Source organism: Streptomyces sp. NPDC127190 (assembly GCF_042672505.1).
In the GTDB taxonomy this organism is placed as follows: domain Bacteria; phylum Actinomycetota; class Actinomycetes; order Streptomycetales; family Streptomycetaceae; genus Streptomyces.
The window spans coordinates 21,479-40,524 of record NZ_JBHXVE010000005.1 but is presented as its reverse complement, the minus strand read 5'-3'; the positions used below and the strand labels follow the sequence as shown (position 1 = coordinate 40,524).

The following is a 19,046-nucleotide window of genomic DNA, read 5'->3' as shown; positions in this document are numbered from 1 at the left end:
GGGCCTAACTGACATGGGACTCGAAGAAAAGCTGCCGAGCGGATTCCTGCTGAGCACCGTCGAACAGGCCGCGGGGTGGGTGCGTAAGGCGTCCGTCTTCCCCGCCACCTTCGGCCTCGCCTGCTGCGCCTTCGAGCTGATGGCGACCGGCGCGGGCAGGTACGACCTGGCACGGTTCGGCATGGAGGTCTTCCGCGGCTCGCCGCGCCAGGCCGACCTGATGATCGTCGCGGGCCGGGTCAGCCAGAAGATGGCCCCCGTCCTGCGGCAGATCTACGACCAGATGCCCAACCCCAAGTGGGTGATCTCCATGGGCGTCTGCGCCTCCTCGGGCGGCATGTTCAACAACTACGCGATCGTGCAGGGCGTCGACCACATCGTGCCCGTCGACATCTACCTGCCCGGCTGCCCGCCGCGCCCCGAGATGCTGATGGACGCGATCCTCAAGCTGCACCACAAGATCCAGACCTCGAAGCTCGGGGTCAACGCGGAGGAAGCGGCCCGCGAGGCCGAGGAAGCGGCGCTCAAGGCCCTGCCCACGATCGAGATGAAGGGGCTGCTGCGGTGAGCGACGCCAACGGCACCCACGGCGCGAACGGGTCCGCGAACGGGGTGAACCCCGAGAAGGACCTCTCCGCCTCCAACCTCCCCGGCCAGCGCGGCCAGGGCGGCGAGGAGATCCGCGTCCAGCGCGGCATGTTCGGCGCGAACAACGGCGGTGACACCTCCGGCTACGGCGGTCTGGTCCGCTCGGTCCGGCTCCCGGGACCGGCGGTCCGCCCCTACGGCGGCCCCGGCGGCGCGTTCGACGAGATCGCCGACGAGCTGGAGGGCGCCCTGGAGGAACAGGGCCTCCTCCCGGACAACGTCATCGAGAAGACGGTCGTCGACCGGGGCGAGCTGACCTTCCACATCGAACGCGAGCATCTGCTCCGCGTCGCCCAGACCCTGCGCGACGACCCCGCCCTGCGCTTCGAACTGTGCACCGGCGTCAGCGGCGTCCACTACCCGCACGACAAGGGACGCGAGCTGCACGCCGTCTACCACCTGCGCTCGATCACCCACAACCGGCTGATCCGCCTCGAAGTCAGCTGTCCCGACAGCGACCCGCACGTCCCGTCGCTGGTCCCCGTCTACCCGACGAACGACTGGCACGAGCGCGAGACCTACGACTTCTTCGGGATCGTCTTCGACGGCCACCCCGCCCTCACCCGGATCCTCATGCCGGACGACTGGCAGGGCCACCCGCAGCGCAAGGACTACCCCCTCGGCGGCATCCCCGTCGAGTACAAGGGCGCCCAGATCCCGGCTCCGGACCAGCGGAGGTCGTACTCGTGAGCAGCAGCACCCCCTCAGCAGCCGCCCGGGAAACCACCGAGGGCACCGTCTACACGGTCACCGGTGGCGACTGGGACGAGGTCGTCCGGTCCGCGGCCCGCGCCGACGACGAACGCATCGTCGTCAACATGGGTCCCCAGCACCCGTCCACCCATGGAGTGCTCCGCCTGATCCTGGAGATCGAGGGCGAGACGGTCACCGAGGCCCGCTGCGGCGTCGGCTACCTGCACACCGGTATCGAGAAGAACCTCGAGTACCGGACGTGGACGCAGGGCACCACGTACGTGACGCGCATGGACTACCTGACGTCCTTCTTCAACGAGACCGCCTACTGTCTCGCCGTCGAGAAGCTCCTCGGCATCGAGGACGAGATCACCGAGCGCGCCAAGATCATCCGAGTGCTCCTGATGGAGCTGAACCGGATGTCCTCCCACCTGGTCGCCATCGCCACCGGCGGCATGGAGCTGGGCGCCACCACGATCATGATCTACGGATTCCGTGATCGTGAAATGATTCTCGACCTCTTCGAGCTGATCACCGGTCTGCGGATGAACCACGCGTACATCCGCCCCGGCGGACTCGCCCAGGACCTGCCGCCCGGCGCGGTGGACCAGATCCGCGAGTTCGTGAAGAAGATGAAGAAGAACTTCCCGGAGTACGACAAGCTCGCCACCGGGAACCCCATCTTCAAGGGCCGCATGCAGGACATCGCCTATCTCGACCTGAGCGGCTGCATGTCCCTCGGCGTCACCGGCCCCATCCTGCGCTCCGCCGGCCTGCCGCACGACCTGCGCAAGACCCAGCCGTACTGCGGCTACGAGACCTACGACTTCGACATCCCGACCGCCGACACCTGCGACGCCTACGGCCGCTTCCTGATCCGCCTGGAGGAGATGCGCCAGTCGCTCAGGATCGTCGAGCAGTGCCTGGACCGGCTCCAGCCCGGACCGGTCATGGTCGCCGACAAGAAGATCGCCTGGCCCGCCCAGCTCGCCCTGGGACCCGACGGGCTCGGCAACTCCCTCGACCACATCAAGAAGATCATGGGCACCTCCATGGAGGCCCTGATCCACCACTTCAAGCTGGTCACCGAGGGCTTCCGCGTCCCGCCGGGACAGGCGTACGTGGCCGTCGAGTCACCCAAGGGCGAACTGGGAGCGCATGTCGTCTCCGACGGCGGCACCCGCCCCTACCGGGTCCACTTCCGCGACCCGTCCTTCGCCAACCTTCAGGCACTGGCGGCGATGTGCGAGGGCGGCCAGGTGGCCGACGTCATCGTCGTCATTGCGTCCATCGACCCCGTGCTGGGAGGCGTCGACCGGTGAACACCTCTTCTACGGAGCGGGGCGTCGGCCTGGGCATGCCCGAACTGCCCGCGCCCCCCTACCCGGACGACGTCCGGGCCCGGCTGGAGGCGGACGCGCGCGAGGTGATCGCGCGCTACCCGAACTCCCGGTCCGCGCTGCTGCCGCTGCTGCACCTCGTGCAGTCGGAGGAGGGGCACGTCACGCGCACCGGGATGCGGTTCTGCGCGGACATGCTGGGCCTGACCACCGCCGAGGTCACCGCGGTCGCCACCTTCTACACCATGTACCGGCGCAAGGCCTCCGGCGACTACCAGGTCGGCGTGTGCACCAACACGCTGTGCGCGGTGATGGGCGGCGACGCGATCTTCGAGACCCTCCAGGACTACCTGGGCGTCGGCAACGGCGAGACCACCGACGACGGCCTGGTCACCCTGGAGCACATCGAGTGCAACGCGGCCTGCGACTACGCGCCGGTCGTGATGGTCAACTGGGAGTTCTTCGACAACCAGACCCCGGCGAGCGCCAAGCGCCTGGTCGACGACCTGCGCGCGGGCCGGCCCGTGGAGCCCACGCGCGGGGCGCGGCTGTGCACCTTCAAGGAGACCGCGCGGATCCTGGCCGGCTTCCCCGACGAGCGGCCCGGGGCCGTCGAGGAGAGCGGCAGTGCGGGACCCGCGTCGCTGGTGGGCCTTCGCCTGGCAAGGGGAGAGGCCGCACCCGCGCGCGTGGTCCATCCGCGCGGAGGTCCGCAGGAGGTGCCACAGGACACGGTGCACGAGCCGTCGCCGTCCGAGCACCTCAGTTCCCATGACGCGCCGCTTCGGACATCGGCCTCCGATCCTGCCCACCCGGCAGGGCCTGCCACCGAGGAGGGGGAGTGATGACCGTGGTACCCGAACTCAAGGACACCAGCCCCGAGAAGCTGCTCGCACCCGTGCTGTCGGCCTTCTGGGACGAGGACCGGTCCTGGACCCTGGACGTCTACCAGAGGCACGAGGGGTACGAGGGGCTCCGCAAGGCGCTCGCCATGTCACCGGACGACGTGATCGCCTACGTCAAGGAGTCCGGGCTGCGAGGCCGCGGCGGAGCGGGATTCCCGACCGGAATGAAGTGGCAGTTCATTCCTCAGGGTGATGGAAAACCGCACTATCTAGTTGTCAACGCCGACGAGTCGGAGCCCGGCACCTGCAAGGACATCCCGCTCCTCTTCGCGAACCCGCACAGCCTCATCGAGGGCATTGTGATCGCGTGCTATGCCATCAGGTCGTCGCATGCCTTCATCTATCTGCGGGGTGAAGTCGTCCCCGTACTGCGGCGGTTGCACGAGGCCGTGCGCGAGGCCTATGCGGCGGGCTATCTCGGCGAGAACATCCTGGGCAGCGGGCTCGACCTCACTCTCACCGTGCACGCCGGCGCCGGGGCGTACATCTGCGGTGAGGAGACCGCGCTGCTCGACTCGCTCGAGGGCCGCCGTGGCCAACCGCGGCTGCGTCCCCCCTTCCCTGCGGTGGAAGGCCTCTATGCCTGTCCGACTGTAGTGAACAACGTCGAGTCGATCGCGTCGGTTCCCGCCATCATGAAGAACGGGAAAGACTGGTTCAGGTCGATGGGCAGCGAGAAGTCCCCGGGCTTCACGCTCTACTCGCTCAGCGGCCATGTCGCCAGCCCCGGCCAGTACGAGGCCCCGCTCGGCATCACGCTCCGCCAGCTCCTCGACATGAGCGGCGGGATGCGGCCCGGACACCGGCTGAAGTTCTGGACCCCGGGTGGCTCCTCCACGCCGATGTTCACCGACGAGCATCTCGACGTCCCCCTCGACTACGAAGGGGTGGGCGCCGCGGGTTCCATGCTGGGCACCAAGGCGTTGCAGTGCTTCGACGAGACGACCTGCGTGGTGCGGGCGGTGACCCGCTGGACCGAGTTCTACGCCCACGAGTCCTGCGGCAAGTGCACCCCCTGCCGCGAAGGGACGTACTGGCTGGTGCAGTTGCTCCGGGACATCGAGGCCGGCAAGGGCGCCATGGCCGACCTCGACAAGCTCGCCGACATCGCCGACAACATCAACGGCAAGTCCTTCTGCGCCCTCGGCGACGGCGCCGCGTCCCCGATCTTCTCCTCGCTGAAGTACTTCCGTGAGGAGTACGAGCAGCACATCACGGGCCGGGGCTGCCCCTTCGACCCGGCCAAGTCGACGGCCTGGGCGGACCGCCCGGAGGTGAACGCATGACCGTGACCACGAGCGCCCCCGCGGGGGGCGGAGAGGCGGCGGTCCCGCCGGAAGACCTCGTCACGCTGACGATCGACGGCGTCGAGATCAGCGTGCCCAAGGGCACCCTGGTCATCCGGGCCGCCGAGCAGCTCGGCATCGAGATCCCCCGCTTCTGCGACCACCCCCTCCTGGACCCGGCCGGCGCCTGCCGGCAGTGCATCGTGGAGGTCGAGGGCCAGCGCAAGCCGATGGCGTCCTGCACCATCACCTGCACCGACGGCATGGTGGTGAAGACCCAGCTCACCTCGCCGGTGGCCGAGAAGGCCCAGCACGGGGTGATGGAGCTGCTCCTCATCAACCACCCGCTGGACTGCCCGGTCTGCGACAAGGGCGGCGAGTGCCCGCTCCAGAACCAGGCCATGTCGCACGGCAACGCCGAGTCCCGCTTCGAGGGCCGCAAGCGGACCTACGAGAAGCCCGTACCGATCTCCACCCAGGTGCTGCTCGACCGCGAGCGGTGCGTGCTGTGCGCCCGCTGCACCCGCTTCTCCAACCAGATCGCCGGCGACCCGATGATCGAGCTGGTCGAGCGGGGCGCGCTGCAACAGGTCGGCACCGGCGAGGGCGACCCGTTCGAGTCGTACTTCTCCGGCAACACCATCCAGATCTGCCCGGTCGGCGCGCTCACCTCCGCGGCCTACCGGTTCCGCTCCCGCCCCTTCGACCTCGTCTCCTCGCACTCGGTGTGCGAACACTGCGCGGGCGGCTGCGCCGTGCGCACCGACCACCGGCGCGGCAAGGTGATGCGGCGGCTCGCGACCCCGGACCCCGAGGTCAACGAGGAGTGGGTGTGCGACAAGGGGCGCTTCGCGTTCCGGTACGCCCAGCTCAAGGACCGGCTCGACACCCCGCTCGTCCGCAACGCCGACGGGGTACTGGAGCCCGCCTCCTGGCCCGAGGCCCTGGAAGTGGCCGCGCAGGGCCTGACCGCCGCCCGCTCCCGGGCCGGCGTCCTCATCGGCGGCCGGCTGACCGTCGAGGACGCCTACGCCTACAGCAAGTTCGCGCGCGTGGCGCTCGACACCAACGACATCGACTTCCGCGCGCGCGTGCACAGCGGCGAGGAGGCCGACTTCCTGGCCGCCCGGGTGGCCGGCCGCGGCCGTGACCTCGACGGTACGGGCGTCACGTACACGGCGCTGGAGCAGGCACCCGCCGTCCTGCTGGTCGGCTTCGAGTCGGAGGAGGAGGCCCCCGGCGTCTTCCTGCGGCTGCGCAAGGCCTGGCGCAAGCGCGGGCAGCGGGTGTTCGCGCTGGCCACGCACGCGACCCGGGGCCTGGAGAAGGCGGGCGGCACCCTGCTGCCGGCCGCTCCCGGCACCGAGACCGAGTGGCTGGACGCGCTCGCGGGCGGCGTCGGCCTGGAGGAGCCGGGCACCCGTGCCGCCGAGGCGCTGCGCGCCGAGGGCGCCGTCATCGTCGTGGGCGAGCGGCTGGCCGCCGTGGCCGGCGGGCTCACCGCCGCCGTACGCGCCGCCACGGCGACCGGCGCCCAGTTGGTGTGGATCCCGCGCCGGGCCGGTGAGCGCGGAGCGATCGAGGTGGGCGCGCTGCCCTCGCTGCTGCCGGGCGGCCGTCCGGCGACCGACCCGCGCGCGCGGGAGCAGGTCGCCGCCGCCTGGGGGCTCGCCGAACTCCCGCTGCGCTACGGCCGCGACACCCATCACATCATCGAGGCCGCCGCGACCGGCGAACTGTCGGCCCTCGTGGTCGCGGGCGTCGAGGTCGCCGACCTGCCCGACCCGGCACGCGCGCGTGAGGCGCTGCGCAGCGTCGGCTTCCTGGTCTCGCTGGAGCTGCGGCCCAGCGAGGTCACCGAGCACGCCGATGTCGTCCTGCCGGTCGCCGCGGTCGCCGAGAAGGCGGGCACCTTCCTCAACTGGGAGGGCCGCGTGCGCTTCTTCGAGGCGGCGCTGAAGCCCGAGCAGATGACCCGCCGCCTGGCGCCGACCGACACGCGCGTGCTGCACATGCTCGCCGACGCCATGGACCGTGCCGAAGGCGCCGACGGACGCTGCCGGCTGGGCCTGCCCGATCTGCGCAGCACCCGCGCGGAGATCGACCGGCTCGGCTCCTGGGACGGAGCCCGGGCCACGGATCCCCTGGAGGTGGCGGGCGTGCTGCCCCGGCCGGCCGTCGGCGAGGCGGTGCTCGCCGGGCACCGGCTCCTGCTCGACCAGGGCGTCCTCCAGGAGGGCGACGAGGCGCTCGCCGGCACCCGGCACGCCGCACGCGCACGCGTGTCGGCCGCGACGGCCGCCGAGGCCGGCGTGCGGGACGGCGAGACCCTCGTGGTCACCGGCCCGGCCGGCCGCGTCGAACTGCCGCTGCTGATCACCGAGATGCCCGACCGGGTGGTCTGGCTCCCGCTGAACTCCGCCGGTTCCGGCGTCGCCTCCGACACCGGGGCGCGGCCCGGCTCGCTCGTCCGTATCGGCCCGGCGGCAGTCGCCGGAGAGGCCCCCGAGGAGGTGGAGGCATGAGCCCGTACCTCGCTGTTGAAGACCTCTCGATGTTCGGCCGCGACCCGTGGTGGCTGGTCGTCGTCAAGGCCGTCTTCTGCTTCGCCTTCCTGATGGTGACCGTGCTGTTCTCCATCGTCTGGGAACGCAAGGTCGTCGCCTGGATGCAGCTGCGCATCGGCCCCAACCGGCACGGGCCCTGGGGCATGCTCCAGTCGCTCGCCGACGGCGTGAAGCTGATGCTCAAGGAAGACGTCATCGTCAAGCGCGCGGACAAGGTGGTGTACGTCCTCGCGCCGATCGTCGCGGCCATCCCGGCCTTCATGGCGATCGCGGTGATCCCCTTCGGGCCGGCCGACAACGAGATCTCGGTCTTCGGCCAGCGCACCACGATGCAGCTCACCGACCTGCCGATCGCGATGCTCTACATCCTCGCGGTCGCCTCCGTCGGCATCTACGGCATCGTGCTCGCGGGCTGGAGCTCCGGATCCACCTATCCGCTCCTCGGCGGCCTGCGCTCCTGCGCTCAGATGATCTCGTACGAGATCGCCATGGGCGCCGCGTTCGCGTCCGTGTTCCTCTACTCGGGGTCGATGTCGACGTCCCGGATCGTGGAGCAGCAGCACGACCGCTGGTACATCCTGCTGCTGCCGGTCTCCTTCATCCTCTACATCGTCACCATGGTCGGCGAGACCAACCGCGCGCCCTTCGACATGCCGGAGTCCGAGGGCGACCTGGTCGGCGGCTTCAACACCGAGTACTCGTCGATCAAGTTCGCGATGTTCATGCTCGCCGAGTACGTCAACATGGTGACGGTCTCGGCCGTCTCGACCACCCTGTTCCTCGGCGGCTGGCGCGCGCCCTGGCCGATCAGCGGCTTCTGGGAGGGCGCGAACCACGGCTGGTGGCCGCTGCTCTGGTTCGTGATCAAGGTCCAGCTGCTGCTGTTCTTCTTCATCTGGCTGCGCGGCACGCTTCCGCGGGTCCGCTACGACCAGCTGATGAAGCTCGGCTGGAAGGTCCTCATCCCGGTCTCGGTGACCTGGCTGATGCTGGTCGCGACCGTACGGGCGCTGCGCAACGAGAACTACGACTTCGCCGACATCGCCCTGTACGTCGGCGGCGGCGTCCTCGCGCTGCTGCTGATCTCCTTCGTCGCCGACATGTTCCGGGCGAAGGCGCAGACGGCCGAAGAGGTGGCCGCCGAGCCGGGATTCGACCCGATGGCGGGCGGATTCCCCGTGCCGCCGCTGCCCGGACAGGAGCTGCCGCCGGTGCCCAGGCGGCGCCCCCGCCGCGAGCGGGAGCTGATTGTCAGTGGCGGGCCGGACACTGTCAGTGACGGAACTGTCGGATCTTCGCAGGGAAAGGAGGCGTCCGATGGCTGAGGAGCCCAAGGAGACCAAGCCCGGTTTCCTGAACCCCGTGGCCGGCTTCGGCGTGACCTTCAAGGCCATGTTCAAGAAGCGGCTGACCGAGCAGTACCCGGAGCAGAAGAAGACCACGGCTCCGCGGTTTCACGGACGGCACCAGCTCAACCGCCATCCGGACGGCCTGGAGAAGTGCGTCGGCTGCGAGCTGTGCGCCTGGGCCTGCCCCGCCGACGCCATCTATGTCGAAGGCGCCGACAACACCGACGAGGAGCGCTACTCGCCCGGCGAGCGGTACGGCCGCGTCTACCAGATCAACTACGCCCGCTGCATCCTGTGCGGCCTGTGCATCGAGGCGTGCCCCACGCGCGCGCTCACGATGACCAACGAGTTCGAACTGGCCGACTCCAGCCGCGCCAACCTCATCTACACCAAGGAGCAGCTGCTCGCCGGTCTCGAGGAGGGCATGGTCGACACCCCGCACGCGATCTTCCCGGGCACGGACGAACAGGACTACTACCGGGGCCTGGTCACCCAGGCCGCGCCCGGCACGGTCCGCCAGGTCGCCGTCTCCAAGGGGGAGACCCCCGAGGCCACGGACACCGAGGAGGTGGAGGCATGAGCGCGCAGCTCGCCGCCTACTCCACCTCCACCGGCGAGGCCTTCCAGTTCTGGGTGCTCGGCACCGTCGCCGTGCTCGGCGCCCTGGGCACCGTCTTCATGAAGAAGGCCGTGCACAGCGCCCTGAGCCTGGCCGGCACGATGATCGTGCTGGCGGTGTTCTACCTCGCCAACGGCGCCTACTTCCTGGGCATCGTGCAGATCGTCGTCTACACCGGCGCGATCATGATGCTGTTCCTGTTCGTGGTGATGCTCGTCGGCGTCACGGCCGCGGACTCGCTGCGGGAGACCATCAAGGGCCAGCGCTGGCTGGCCCTGCTGTGCGGGACCGGCTTCGGCGTGCTGCTCCTGGCGGGCATCGGGAACGCCTCCCTGAAGGACTTCGACGGCGCCGGCAAGGCGAACGCGGGCGGCAACGTGGAGGGCCTCGCCTCCCTCATCTTCACCAAGTACGTCTTCGCGTTCGAGATCACCGGCGCCCTGCTGATCACGGCCGCCGTCGGCGCCATGGTGCTCACCCACCGCGAGCGCACCGAGCGCGCCCGCACCCAGCGCGAGCTGTCCGAACAGCGCGTCCGCGCGGGCAAGCACGTCCCGCCGCTGCCCGCTCCCGGTGTCTACGCCCGGCACAACGCCGTGGACATCGCGGGCCTGCTCCCCGACGGCACCGCCTCCGAACTGACCGTCAACCGGACCCTGCGCGAGCGCGGCCAGATCCGCGACGTGTCCGCGGAGGCGCTGGAGGACCTGAGGGCGCTGGAGCAGCGCGCGGAGGAACGCCTGGAGCGCAGGGCGGTCGAACCGGCGACGTTCAAGCGGTCCGAGGAGGCGTCGAAGTGAACCCGGTCAACTACCTGTACCTCGCCGCGGTGCTGTTCACGATCGGCGCGACCGGCGTCCTGATCCGGCGCAACGCCATCGTGGTCTTCATGTGCATCGAACTGATGCTGAACGCCTGCAACCTCGCGTTCGTCGTCTTCTCCCGGATGCACGGCAACCTCGACGGCCAGATCATCGCCTTCTTCACGATGGTCGTCGCCGCCGCGGAGGTCGTGGTGGGCCTCGCGATCATCGTGTCGCTGTTCCGCACCCGCCACTCGGCCTCGGTCGACGACGCCAGCCTGATGAAGCTGTAAGGGGTCGGAAGAATCGTGGAGAACCTGATCGCGCTGCTCATCGCGGCGCCCCTGCTCGGAGCGGCCGTCCTGCTGGTCGGCGGCCGGCGCCTGGACCGCGTCGGCCACTGGGTCGGCACGCTCCTGTCGGCCGCCTCCTTCGTGTTCGGCCTGGTCCTGTTCGCCGATCTGCTCGGCAGGAACGCCGAACACCGCACCCTCGTCAAGCACCTGTTCAGCTGGGTCCCGGTGGCCGGGTTCCAGGCGGACGCCACCCTCCGCCTGGACCAGCTGTCCATGACGTTCGTGCTGCTGATCACGGGTGTCGGCTCACTGATCCACCTGTACTCGGTCGGGTACATGGAGCACGACGAGCGCCGCCGCCGCTTCTTCGGCTACCTGAACCTGTTCCTCGCGGCGATGCTCCTGCTGGTCCTCGCCGACAACTACCTGCTGCTGTACGTCGGCTGGGAGGGCGTCGGTCTCGCCTCCTACCTGCTGATCGGCTTCTGGCAGCACAAGCCGAGCGCCGCCACGGCCGCGAAGAAGGCCTTCCTGGTCAACCGCGTCGGCGACATGGGCCTGTCGATCGCGATCATGCTGATGTTCACCACCTTCGGCAGCTTCGCCTTCGGCCCGGTCCTCGGCCACGCCACCGACGCCTCCGAGGGCAAGCTGACCGCGATCGGCCTGATGCTGCTGCTCGCCGCCTGCGGCAAGTCCGCGCAGGTGCCGCTCCAGTCCTGGCTCGGCGACGCCATGGAGGGCCCGACCCCGGTCTCGGCCCTGATCCACGCGGCGACGATGGTGACCGCGGGCGTGTACCTCATCGTCCGCTCGGCAGCGATCTTCAACGCGGCCCCCGACGCCCAGCTGGCCGTCACCGTGGTCGGCGCGGTCACGCTGCTGTTCGGTGCGATCGTCGGTTGCGCCAAGGACGACATCAAGAAGGCGCTGGCCGGCTCGACCATGTCCCAGATCGGCTACATGGTCCTCGCCGCGGGCCTCGGCCCCATCGGCTACGTCTTCGCGATCATGCACCTGGTGACCCACGGCTTCTTCAAGGCCGGCCTCTTCCTCGGCGCCGGTTCGGTCATGCACGGCATGAACGACGAGGTCGACATGCGCCGCTACGGCGGCCTGCGGAAGTACATGCCGGTCACGTTCGTCACCTTCGGCCTCGGCTACCTCGCCATCATCGGCTTCCCGGGCCTGTCCGGCTTCTTCTCCAAGGACAAGATCATCGAGGCGGCCTTCGCCAAGGGCGGCACCGAGGGCTGGATCCTCGGCGGCGTGGCCCTGCTGGGCGCCGCCATCACAGCCTTCTACATGACGCGCGTGATGCTGATGACGTTCTTCGGAGAGGAGCGCTGGCGGAACCAGCCCACCCCGTCCCCGGCCGAGCCCAGCGTGGAACCGGCCGCCGAGACGCGCGGCGCGCACGCCGAACCGCATCCGCACGAGTCCCCGAAGGTCATGACGATCCCGATGATCGTGCTGGCGTTCGGCTCGGTCTTCGGCGGTGCCTTCTTCAGCATCGGCGACCGCTTCCTGCACTGGCTGGAGCCGGTCACCGGGCACAGCGAGGGCCACTCCCCGGTCGGCGCCGCGACGGTCACCGGGGCCACCATGGTCTGCCTGGTCATCGGCGTCGGCATCGCCTGGGCCCAGTACGGCCGCAAGCCCGTCCCGGCCGTCGCCCCGCGCGGCTCCCTGCTCACCCGCGCGGCCCGCCGCGACCTGCTCCAGGACGACTTCAACCATGTGGTCCTGGTGCGCGGCGGCGAGCACCTGACGCGCTCCCTGGTCTACGTCGACCACACCCTGGTGGACGGTGTCGTCAACGGCACGGCGGCCGGCTTCGGCGGTCTGTCCGCACGGCTGCGCCGGCTCCAGAACGGCTTCGCCCGCTCCTACGCGGTCTCGATGTTCGGCGGCGCGGCCCTGCTGGTCGCCGCGACCCTGCTGATGAGGGCGGTCTGATACCGATGTCCTTTCCTCTGCTGACAGCGACGGCGGCGCTCCCGGCGCTCGGGGCCGTCGCCACGGCCGCCGTGCCGGCCGCGCGGCGCACCGCCGCCAAGTGGCTGGCGCTGCTCGTCTCGCTCGCCACGCTCGCCCTGGCGATCACCGTCCTGGTCCGCTTCGACCCGGGCGGCGCCCGCTACCAGCTCACCGAGTCCCACGCCTGGATCAAGGACTTCGGGGTCCGGTACGAGCTGGGCGTCGACGGCATCGCGGTCGCGCTGATCGCGCTGACCGCCCTGCTGATCCCGTTCATCGTCCTGGCCGGCTGGCACGACGCCGATCCGCTGGAGACGGGCAGCCGCCGCTGGCGGCCCACCCAGGGCTTCTTCGCGCTGATCCTCGCCGTCGAGGCGATGGTGGTCATCTCGTTCGAGGCGACGGACGTCTTCCTCTTCTACATCTTCTTCGAAGCGATGCTCATTCCGATGTACTTCCTCATCGGCGGCTTCGGGGACCGTGCGCACGAGCACGGGGAGGAGGCGGCCTCGCGGCAGCGGTCCTACGCCGCGGTGAAGTTCCTGCTCTACAACCTGGTCGGCGGTCTGATCATGCTGGCCGCGGTGATCGGCCTCTATGTGGTCGCCGGGAACTTCTCCCTCCAGGAGATCGCCCACGCGCGCGCGAACGGCACGCTGCACATGGCGACGGGCACCGAACGCTGGCTGTTCCTCGGCTTCTTCTTCGCCTTCGCGGTCAAGGCGCCGCTGTGGCCGCTGCACACCTGGCTGCCCAACGCCATGCAGGAGTCCACCGCCCCCGTCGCCGTCCTCATCACCGCGGTCGTCGACAAGGTGGGCACCTTCGCGATGCTCCGCTTCTGCCTCCAGCTGTTCCCCGCGGCCAGCAAGTGGGCGACACCCGTGATCCTCGTACTGGCGCTGATCAGCATCGTCTACGGCGCCCTGCTCGCCGTCGGCCAGCGGGACATCAAGCGTCTGGTGGCGTACGCGTCGATCTCCCACTTCGGCTTCATCATCCTGGGCATCTTCGCGATGACCAGCCAGGGCCAGTCCGGCGCCACCCTGTACATGGTCAACCACGGCATCTCCACGGCCGCGCTGATGCTGGTCGCCGGCTTCCTGATCTCCCGGCGGGGCTCGCGGCTCATCGCCGACTACGGCGGTGTGCAGAAGGTCGCCCCGGTGCTCGCCGGCACCTTCCTGATCGGTGGCCTCGCCACGCTCTCGCTGCCCGGTCTCGCACCGTTCGTCAGCGAGTTCCTGGTCCTGGTCGGCACCTTCACGCGCTACCCGGCGATCGGCGTCATCGCCACCTTCGGCATCGTCCTCGCCGCGCTCTACACCCTCGTGCTGTACCAGCGGACGATGACCGGCCCGGTGAAGCCCGAGGTGTCGGCGATGCCCGACCTGCGCGTGCGGGAGCTCGTGGTCGTCGCCCCGCTGATCGTGCTGCTGATCTTCCTCGGCGTCTACCCGAAGCCCGTCACGGACATCGTCAACCCCGCGGTCCAGCAGACCATGTCCGACGTACACAAGACCGACCCCAAGCCCTCGGTGGAGGCGGCCAAGTGAGCGCAACAGCCGTCCACAGCCTGTGGACAACCGCGGCCGACCCGATCGCCAAGATCCCGGCGCCGAAGATCGAATACGGACAATTGTCGCCGACTCTGATCGTCATCGGCGCCGCGCTCGTCGGCGTGCTGATCGAGGCGTTCGTCCCGCGCAGATCCCGCTACTACGCCCAGCTGTTCGTCTCCGTCGTGGCGCTGTGCGCCGCGTTCGCCGCGGTGGTCGGGCTGGCGGCCGACGGCTACGGCACCACGAAGGCGCACATCGCCGCCATGGGGGCGATCGCGGTCGACGGCCCGGCCCTCTTCCTCCAGGGCACGATCCTGCTGGCCGCTCTGGTCGCCCTGTTCACCTTCGCCGAGCGGCGCCTGGACCCGGCCGCGCACGGCAACCGCGTCGACTCCTTCGCCGCCCAGGCCGCGTCCGTGCCGGGCAGCGACAGCGAGCAGGCCGCGGTCAAGGCCGGGTTCACCACCACCGAGGTGTTCCCGCTGCTCCTCTTCGCGGTCGGCGGCATGCTGGTCTTCCCCTCGGCCAACGACCTGCTGACCCTGTTCGTGGCCCTGGAGGTCTTCTCCCTGCCGCTGTACCTGCTGTGCGCGCTGGCCCGCCGCAAGCGGCTGATGTCGCAGGAGGCCGCGGTCAAGTACTTCCTGCTCGGCGCGTTCGCCTCCGCCTTCACCCTGTTCGGCGTCGCCCTGCTCTACGGCTACGCGGGCTCCGTGTCGTACGCGCGGATCGCCCAGGTCGTCGACGGCACGGTCACCGACGTCGACCCGGCCCTCGCCAACACCATGGGCAACGACGCGCTGCTGCTGGTCGGCGCCGCGATGATCGTGATGGGGCTGCTGTTCAAGGTGGGCGCGGTGCCGTTCCACATGTGGACGCCCGACGTCTACCAGGGCGCCCCGACCCCGGTGACCGGCTTCATGGCGGCGGCGACCAAGGTGGCCGCGTTCGGCGCCCTGCTCCGCCTGCTGTACGTCGTCCTGCCCGGCCTGCGCTGGGACTGGCGGCCGGTGATGTGGGCGGTGGCCATCATCACCATGCTGGGCGGCGCGATTGTCGCGATCACCCAGACCGACATCAAGCGACTGCTGGCGTACTCGTCCATCGCGCACGCCGGATTCATCCTCGCGGGTGTCATCGCCACGTCGAAGGAGGGCGTCTCCTCGGTCCTCTTCTACCTGGCCGGCTACTCGTTCGTGACGATCGGCGCGTTCGCCGTGGTCACCCTGGTCCGCGACGCGGGCGGCGAGGCCACCCACCTGTCCAAGTGGGCGGGGCTCGGCCGCCGCTCGCCGCTGGTCGCGGCCGTGTTCGCGGTGTTCCTGCTGGCCTTCGCCGGTATCCCGCTGACCTCCGGGTTCGCGGGGAAGTTCGCCGTGTTCAAGGCGGCGGCGGACGGCGGCGCGGTCCCGCTGGTGGTGATCGGTGTGATCTCCTCGGCGATCGCGGCGTTCTTCTACATCCGGGTGATCGTGCTCATGTTCTTCAGCGAACCGCGGCCCGAGGGTCCGACCGTGGCCGTGCCGTCGCCGCTGACCACGCTGGCGATCGGGGTCGGCGTCGCGGTCACGCTCGTCCTGGGTGTGGCACCCCAGTACTTCCTGGACCTGGCGGGCCAGGCCGGGGTGTTCGTGCGCTGATTCTGCCCACCGGACCGGCCGCTGCCCGGCTCCCTCTTCCCCGAGGGCGCCGGGCAGCGGCCTGTCCGCTTCCTGGCTCGGTGACGAGCGACACCGCACCGGATCCGGCCGAGCCTGTGGATAACTCCGGGGCTGTCGGTCCGGCCCCCTATCGTTGAGGAAGTGGTCGACGGACGACACACGGGGGACCGGCGGGGGACAGGACGATGGGCGCGACGGGCGGGATCAGCGAGATGCCAAGGGTGACCGAGGGGCCGGGAGCGGCCGCCAGCGAGGCGCTGGCCACACTGCACCGGGTCTTCGGATACGAGGCCTTCCGGGGCGAGCAGGAAGCGATCATCGAGCATGTGGTGGCGGGCGGCGACGCCCTCGTCCTCATGCCGACCGGCGGCGGCAAGTCGCTGTGCTACCAGATCCCCGCCCTGGTCAGGCCCGGTACGGGCATAGTGATCTCCCCGCTGATCGCGCTCATGCAGGACCAGGTGGACGCGCTGCGCGCCCTCGGCGTGCGGGCCGGCTTCATCAACTCCACGCAGGACTTCGACGAGCGTCGCACGGTCGAGGCCGAGTTCCTGGCCGGCGAGCTGGACCTGCTCTACCTGGCCCCGGAGCGACTGCGCCTGGAGGGCACGCTCGACCTGCTCTCCCGCGGCAAGATCTCCGTCTTCGCGATCGACGAGGCGCACTGCGTGTCCCAGTGGGGCCACGACTTCCGCCCGGACTATCTCACCCTGTCCCTCCTCGGCGAGCGCTGGCCGGACGTCCCGCGGATCGCCCTGACCGCCACGGCCACGCGCGCCACCCACGAGGAGATCACCCAGCGGCTGAACCTGCCGGCGGCCCGCCACTTCGTCGCCAGTTTCGACCGGCCCAACATCCAGTACCGGATCGTCCCCAAGGCCGACCCCAGGAAGCAGCTGCTCGCCTTCCTCCGCGAGGAGCACCCGGGCGACGCCGGCATCGTGTACTGCCTCTCCCGCAACTCGGTGGAGCGCACGGCGGAGTTCCTGACCGCCAACGGCATCGCGGCGGTGCCGTACCACGCGGGCCTGGACGCGGGCACCCGCGCCGCGCACCAGTCCCGGTTCCTGCGCGAGGACGGCCTGATCGTGGTGGCGACCATCGCCTTCGGCATGGGCATCGACAAGCCGGACGTGCGCTTCGTCGCCCACCTGGACCTGCCCAAGTCGATCGAGGGCTACTACCAGGAGACCGGCCGCGCCGGCCGGGACGGCCTGCCCTCCACGGCCTGGATGGCGTACGGCCTCAACGACGTCATCCAGCAGCGCAAGCTGATCCAGTCCGGCGAGGGCGACGAGGCGTTCCGCCGGCGGGCCCAGGCCCACCTCGACGCGATGCTCGCGCTCTGCGAGACCGCCCGCTGCCGCCGCGGCCAGCTGCTCGCCTACTTCGGCCAGGACGCCCCGGCCGCGGACTGCGGCAACTGCGACACCTGCCTCACCCCGCCTGAGACCTGGGACGGCACGATCGCCGCCCAGAAAGCACTGTCGACGGTGGTACGGCTCCAGCGGGAGCGCGGGCAGAAGTTCGGCGCGATGCAGATCGTGGACATCCTGCTCGGCAAGCGCACCGGCAAGGTGATCCAGTTCGACCACGACCAGCTGTCGGTGTTCGGCATCGGCCAGGACCTCACCGAGGCGGAGTGGCGGGGCGTCATCCGGCAGCTGCTGGCGCAGGGGCTGCTCGCGGTCGAGGGGGAGTACGGCACGCTGGTGCTCACCGAGGCGAGCGGTTCGGTGCTGCGGCGGGAGCGCGAGGTGCCGCTGCGCAAGGAGCCGAAGAAGCCGGCCGTCTCCCGGTCCCGGTCGGGCTCCTCGGGCGGCGACCGCAAGCCGAGAGCCGCCGCGGCCGAGCTGCCCGACGAGCTGCTGCCCGCCTTCGAGGCGCTGCGTGCCTGGCGTGCCGAGCGGGCCCGGGAGCAGGGCGTCCCGGCGTACTTCATCTTCAACGACGCCACCCTGCGGGAGATCGTCACCCGCCGGCCCGGCTCGGTGCGGGAGCTGGGCGCGGTGAACGGCGTCGGCGAGAAGAAGCTGGCGACCTACGGGGAGGGCGTCCTCGCGGTGCTGGCGACCCTCGACGGCGCGAACCCGGCCCCGAACCCGGTCGCCGGCCCAGGCCAGGAGGACCACTGGCCCGAGCCTGCCGAGGAACCGGAGCCGGAGCCGGACGACTGGATATAGGGCGACTGGACAGAGCGGGCGGCTGGACGTCACGGGCGACTGGACGGAGCGGCCGTTCGCCCCGCCGCCCCGCCGCACGACCCGGTCATGCCAGCGTCGTCAGCAGTCCGGGCGCGAAGGTGATCAGGAGGGGCAGCAGCGGCACCAGCGCGGCCACCGTCGTCGTCAGGGCCCGCTGCCGGCGCAGCAGCCGGGGCGGCGGCTCCAGCAGCCGGTCCACGCGTTCGCCGAGCAGCCGGCGGCTGGAGGCGCAGGACAGCACGCCCCGGTGCTGGTTCAGCTCGATCAGCGCGAGGGCGGTGGTCAGGTGCCCGCAGCGCCGGGAGGCGGTGTCGTCGGCGGCCAGTTCCACCAGGCGGTGCGTCTGGTCGCAGAAGTGGGCGAAGAGCGGCACGCGCGGAAAGCCGGTGGCGAGCGCGGTGGACAGGTGCAGCAGCCAGTCGTGGTGGGCGCGGGCGTGACCCCGCTCGTGGGTCAGGACGGCGTCCAGCTGGTGGTCGGTGAGCCGGTGCAGCGCCCCCGTGGTGACGACGAGCTGAGCCGGGTGCCCGGGCATCCACCAGGCGTCCGGGTACTCGTCCTCCAGCACCAGCATCGGACCGCGCGCCGCGGGCAGCCCGGCCGGCAGCTCGGGGGCGCGTTCGCGCAGCTGCGCCCGGGCCTGGTCGCGGCTGCGACGCGCCTCGACCAGCTCCCGGGCGAGCATCGCGGTCGTCCAGGCGGCCCCGCAGGCCAGCAGGACGGTCAGCGCGGCGGCCCACACCGGGGCGGCGGAGAGGTCGTAGGCGGCGGTGACGGAGGGCGGCGCCGGCGCGAACACCCGGTCGCGGACGGTGTGGAAGACGGCCGCCGCGCCCAGCACCAGTGCCGTCAGACAGCACAGCAGGACGGTGGCGACCAGGCACTGCCACACCCACAACGCGACCACGGGTTCCCGCTCGGGCCAGCCGGCGCGGGTCAGCGCGCGCGGTGCCGGGACGGCCGCCGTCAGCGCGACGACACTCAGCAGGAGCAGGCAGACGGTCATGCCGGGGCTCCGGTTCCTGGTCGGAGAGGTGTGCGGATATCGGCGGGGGGGGGGGGGGGGGGGCGGGCGGGCGGCGGGGGGGGGGGGGGGGCCGGCGGGGGGGGCGGGGGCCCGCCCGCGCGCCCGC

At 70.6% G+C, this 19,046-nt stretch carries 15 protein-coding genes; 14 read left to right on the top strand and 1 reads right to left on the bottom strand.

The annotated features are described in order from the left end of the window. The first annotated feature begins 13 nt into the window (after positions 1 to 13). The 14 genes from ACFVIU_RS10395 to recQ all read left to right on the top strand — a co-directional run bounded on the left by ACFVIU_RS10395 (position 14) and on the right by recQ (position 17,892). Complete coding sequence (locus ACFVIU_RS10395; protein WP_385841844.1) at positions 14 to 568, top strand: NuoB/complex I 20 kDa subunit family protein; 555 nt, start codon at positions 14 to 16, stop codon at positions 566 to 568. Next, positions 565 to 1,338 (top strand): NADH-quinone oxidoreductase subunit C, encoded by a 774-nt coding sequence (locus ACFVIU_RS10390; protein WP_385841843.1) that lies wholly within the window; start codon positions 565 to 567, stop codon positions 1,336 to 1,338. Before ACFVIU_RS10395 ends, ACFVIU_RS10390 begins: the two co-directional genes overlap by 4 nt. Next, the gene (locus ACFVIU_RS10385) at positions 1,335 to 2,663 is read left to right on the top strand and encodes an NADH-quinone oxidoreductase subunit D (RefSeq protein ID WP_385841842.1); all 1,329 of its coding nucleotides are present in this window, start codon (positions 1,335 to 1,337) and stop codon (positions 2,661 to 2,663) included. The genes ACFVIU_RS10390 and ACFVIU_RS10385 overlap by 4 nt, the downstream gene beginning before the upstream one ends. Further along, positions 2,660 to 3,526 (top strand): NADH-quinone oxidoreductase subunit NuoE, encoded by an 867-nt coding sequence (nuoE, locus tag ACFVIU_RS10380; RefSeq protein WP_385841841.1) that lies wholly within the window; start codon positions 2,660 to 2,662, stop codon positions 3,524 to 3,526. The genes ACFVIU_RS10385 and nuoE overlap by 4 nt, the downstream gene beginning before the upstream one ends. Then, the gene (gene nuoF / locus ACFVIU_RS10375) at positions 3,526 to 4,872 is read left to right on the top strand and encodes an NADH-quinone oxidoreductase subunit NuoF (protein WP_385841840.1); all 1,347 of its coding nucleotides are present in this window, start codon (positions 3,526 to 3,528) and stop codon (positions 4,870 to 4,872) included. Before nuoE ends, nuoF begins: the two co-directional genes overlap by 1 nt. After that, the gene (locus tag ACFVIU_RS10370) at positions 4,869 to 7,397 is read left to right on the top strand and encodes an NADH-quinone oxidoreductase subunit G (protein ID WP_385841839.1); all 2,529 of its coding nucleotides are present in this window, start codon (positions 4,869 to 4,871) and stop codon (positions 7,395 to 7,397) included. The genes nuoF and ACFVIU_RS10370 overlap by 4 nt, the downstream gene beginning before the upstream one ends. Further along, positions 7,394 to 8,764 (top strand): NADH-quinone oxidoreductase subunit NuoH, encoded by a 1,371-nt coding sequence (nuoH, locus tag ACFVIU_RS10365; RefSeq protein ID WP_385841838.1) that lies wholly within the window; start codon positions 7,394 to 7,396, stop codon positions 8,762 to 8,764. The genes ACFVIU_RS10370 and nuoH overlap by 4 nt, the downstream gene beginning before the upstream one ends. Then, positions 8,757 to 9,368 carry an NADH-quinone oxidoreductase subunit NuoI gene (gene nuoI, locus ACFVIU_RS10360; protein ID WP_385841837.1) on the top strand — a complete coding sequence of 204 codons (612 nt, stop codon included), beginning with the start codon at positions 8,757 to 8,759 and terminating at the stop codon, positions 9,366 to 9,368. The genes nuoH and nuoI overlap by 8 nt, the downstream gene beginning before the upstream one ends. Then, a complete protein-coding gene (locus ACFVIU_RS10355) occupies positions 9,365 to 10,207 on the top strand; it encodes an NADH-quinone oxidoreductase subunit J (protein WP_385841836.1) in 843 nt (280 codons plus the stop codon). Before nuoI ends, ACFVIU_RS10355 begins: the two co-directional genes overlap by 4 nt. Further along, positions 10,204 to 10,503: an NADH-quinone oxidoreductase subunit NuoK gene (gene nuoK / locus ACFVIU_RS10350; protein ID WP_385841835.1), complete on the top strand. Its 300-nt coding sequence runs from the start codon at positions 10,204 to 10,206 to the stop codon at positions 10,501 to 10,503. Before ACFVIU_RS10355 ends, nuoK begins: the two co-directional genes overlap by 4 nt. Positions 10,504 to 10,518: 15 nt before the next feature. Beyond that, the gene (gene nuoL, locus ACFVIU_RS10345; protein WP_385841834.1) at positions 10,519 to 12,465 is read left to right on the top strand and encodes an NADH-quinone oxidoreductase subunit L; all 1,947 of its coding nucleotides are present in this window, start codon (positions 10,519 to 10,521) and stop codon (positions 12,463 to 12,465) included. A 5-nt stretch (positions 12,466 to 12,470) separates the two neighbouring features. After that, entirely contained in the window at positions 12,471 to 14,042 is a 1,572-nt protein-coding gene (locus ACFVIU_RS10340; protein WP_385841833.1) for an NADH-quinone oxidoreductase subunit M, read from the top strand. After that, positions 14,039 to 15,688 carry an NADH-quinone oxidoreductase subunit NuoN gene (nuoN, locus tag ACFVIU_RS10335; protein ID WP_385841832.1) on the top strand — a complete coding sequence of 550 codons (1,650 nt, stop codon included), beginning with the start codon at positions 14,039 to 14,041 and terminating at the stop codon, positions 15,686 to 15,688. Before ACFVIU_RS10340 ends, nuoN begins: the two co-directional genes overlap by 4 nt. A gap of 206 nt (positions 15,689 to 15,894) precedes the next feature. Then, a complete protein-coding gene (gene recQ / locus ACFVIU_RS10330) occupies positions 15,895 to 17,892 on the top strand; it encodes a DNA helicase RecQ (protein WP_385841831.1) in 1,998 nt (665 codons plus the stop codon). An 85-nt stretch (positions 17,893 to 17,977) separates the two neighbouring features. Here recQ and ACFVIU_RS10325 read toward each other — a convergent pair whose 3' ends face one another. Further along, positions 17,978 to 18,919, bottom strand: a complete 942-nt coding sequence (locus ACFVIU_RS10325) for a M56 family metallopeptidase (RefSeq protein WP_385841830.1) — start codon at positions 18,917 to 18,919, stop codon at positions 17,978 to 17,980. Positions 18,920 to 19,046: the final 127 nt, after the last annotated feature.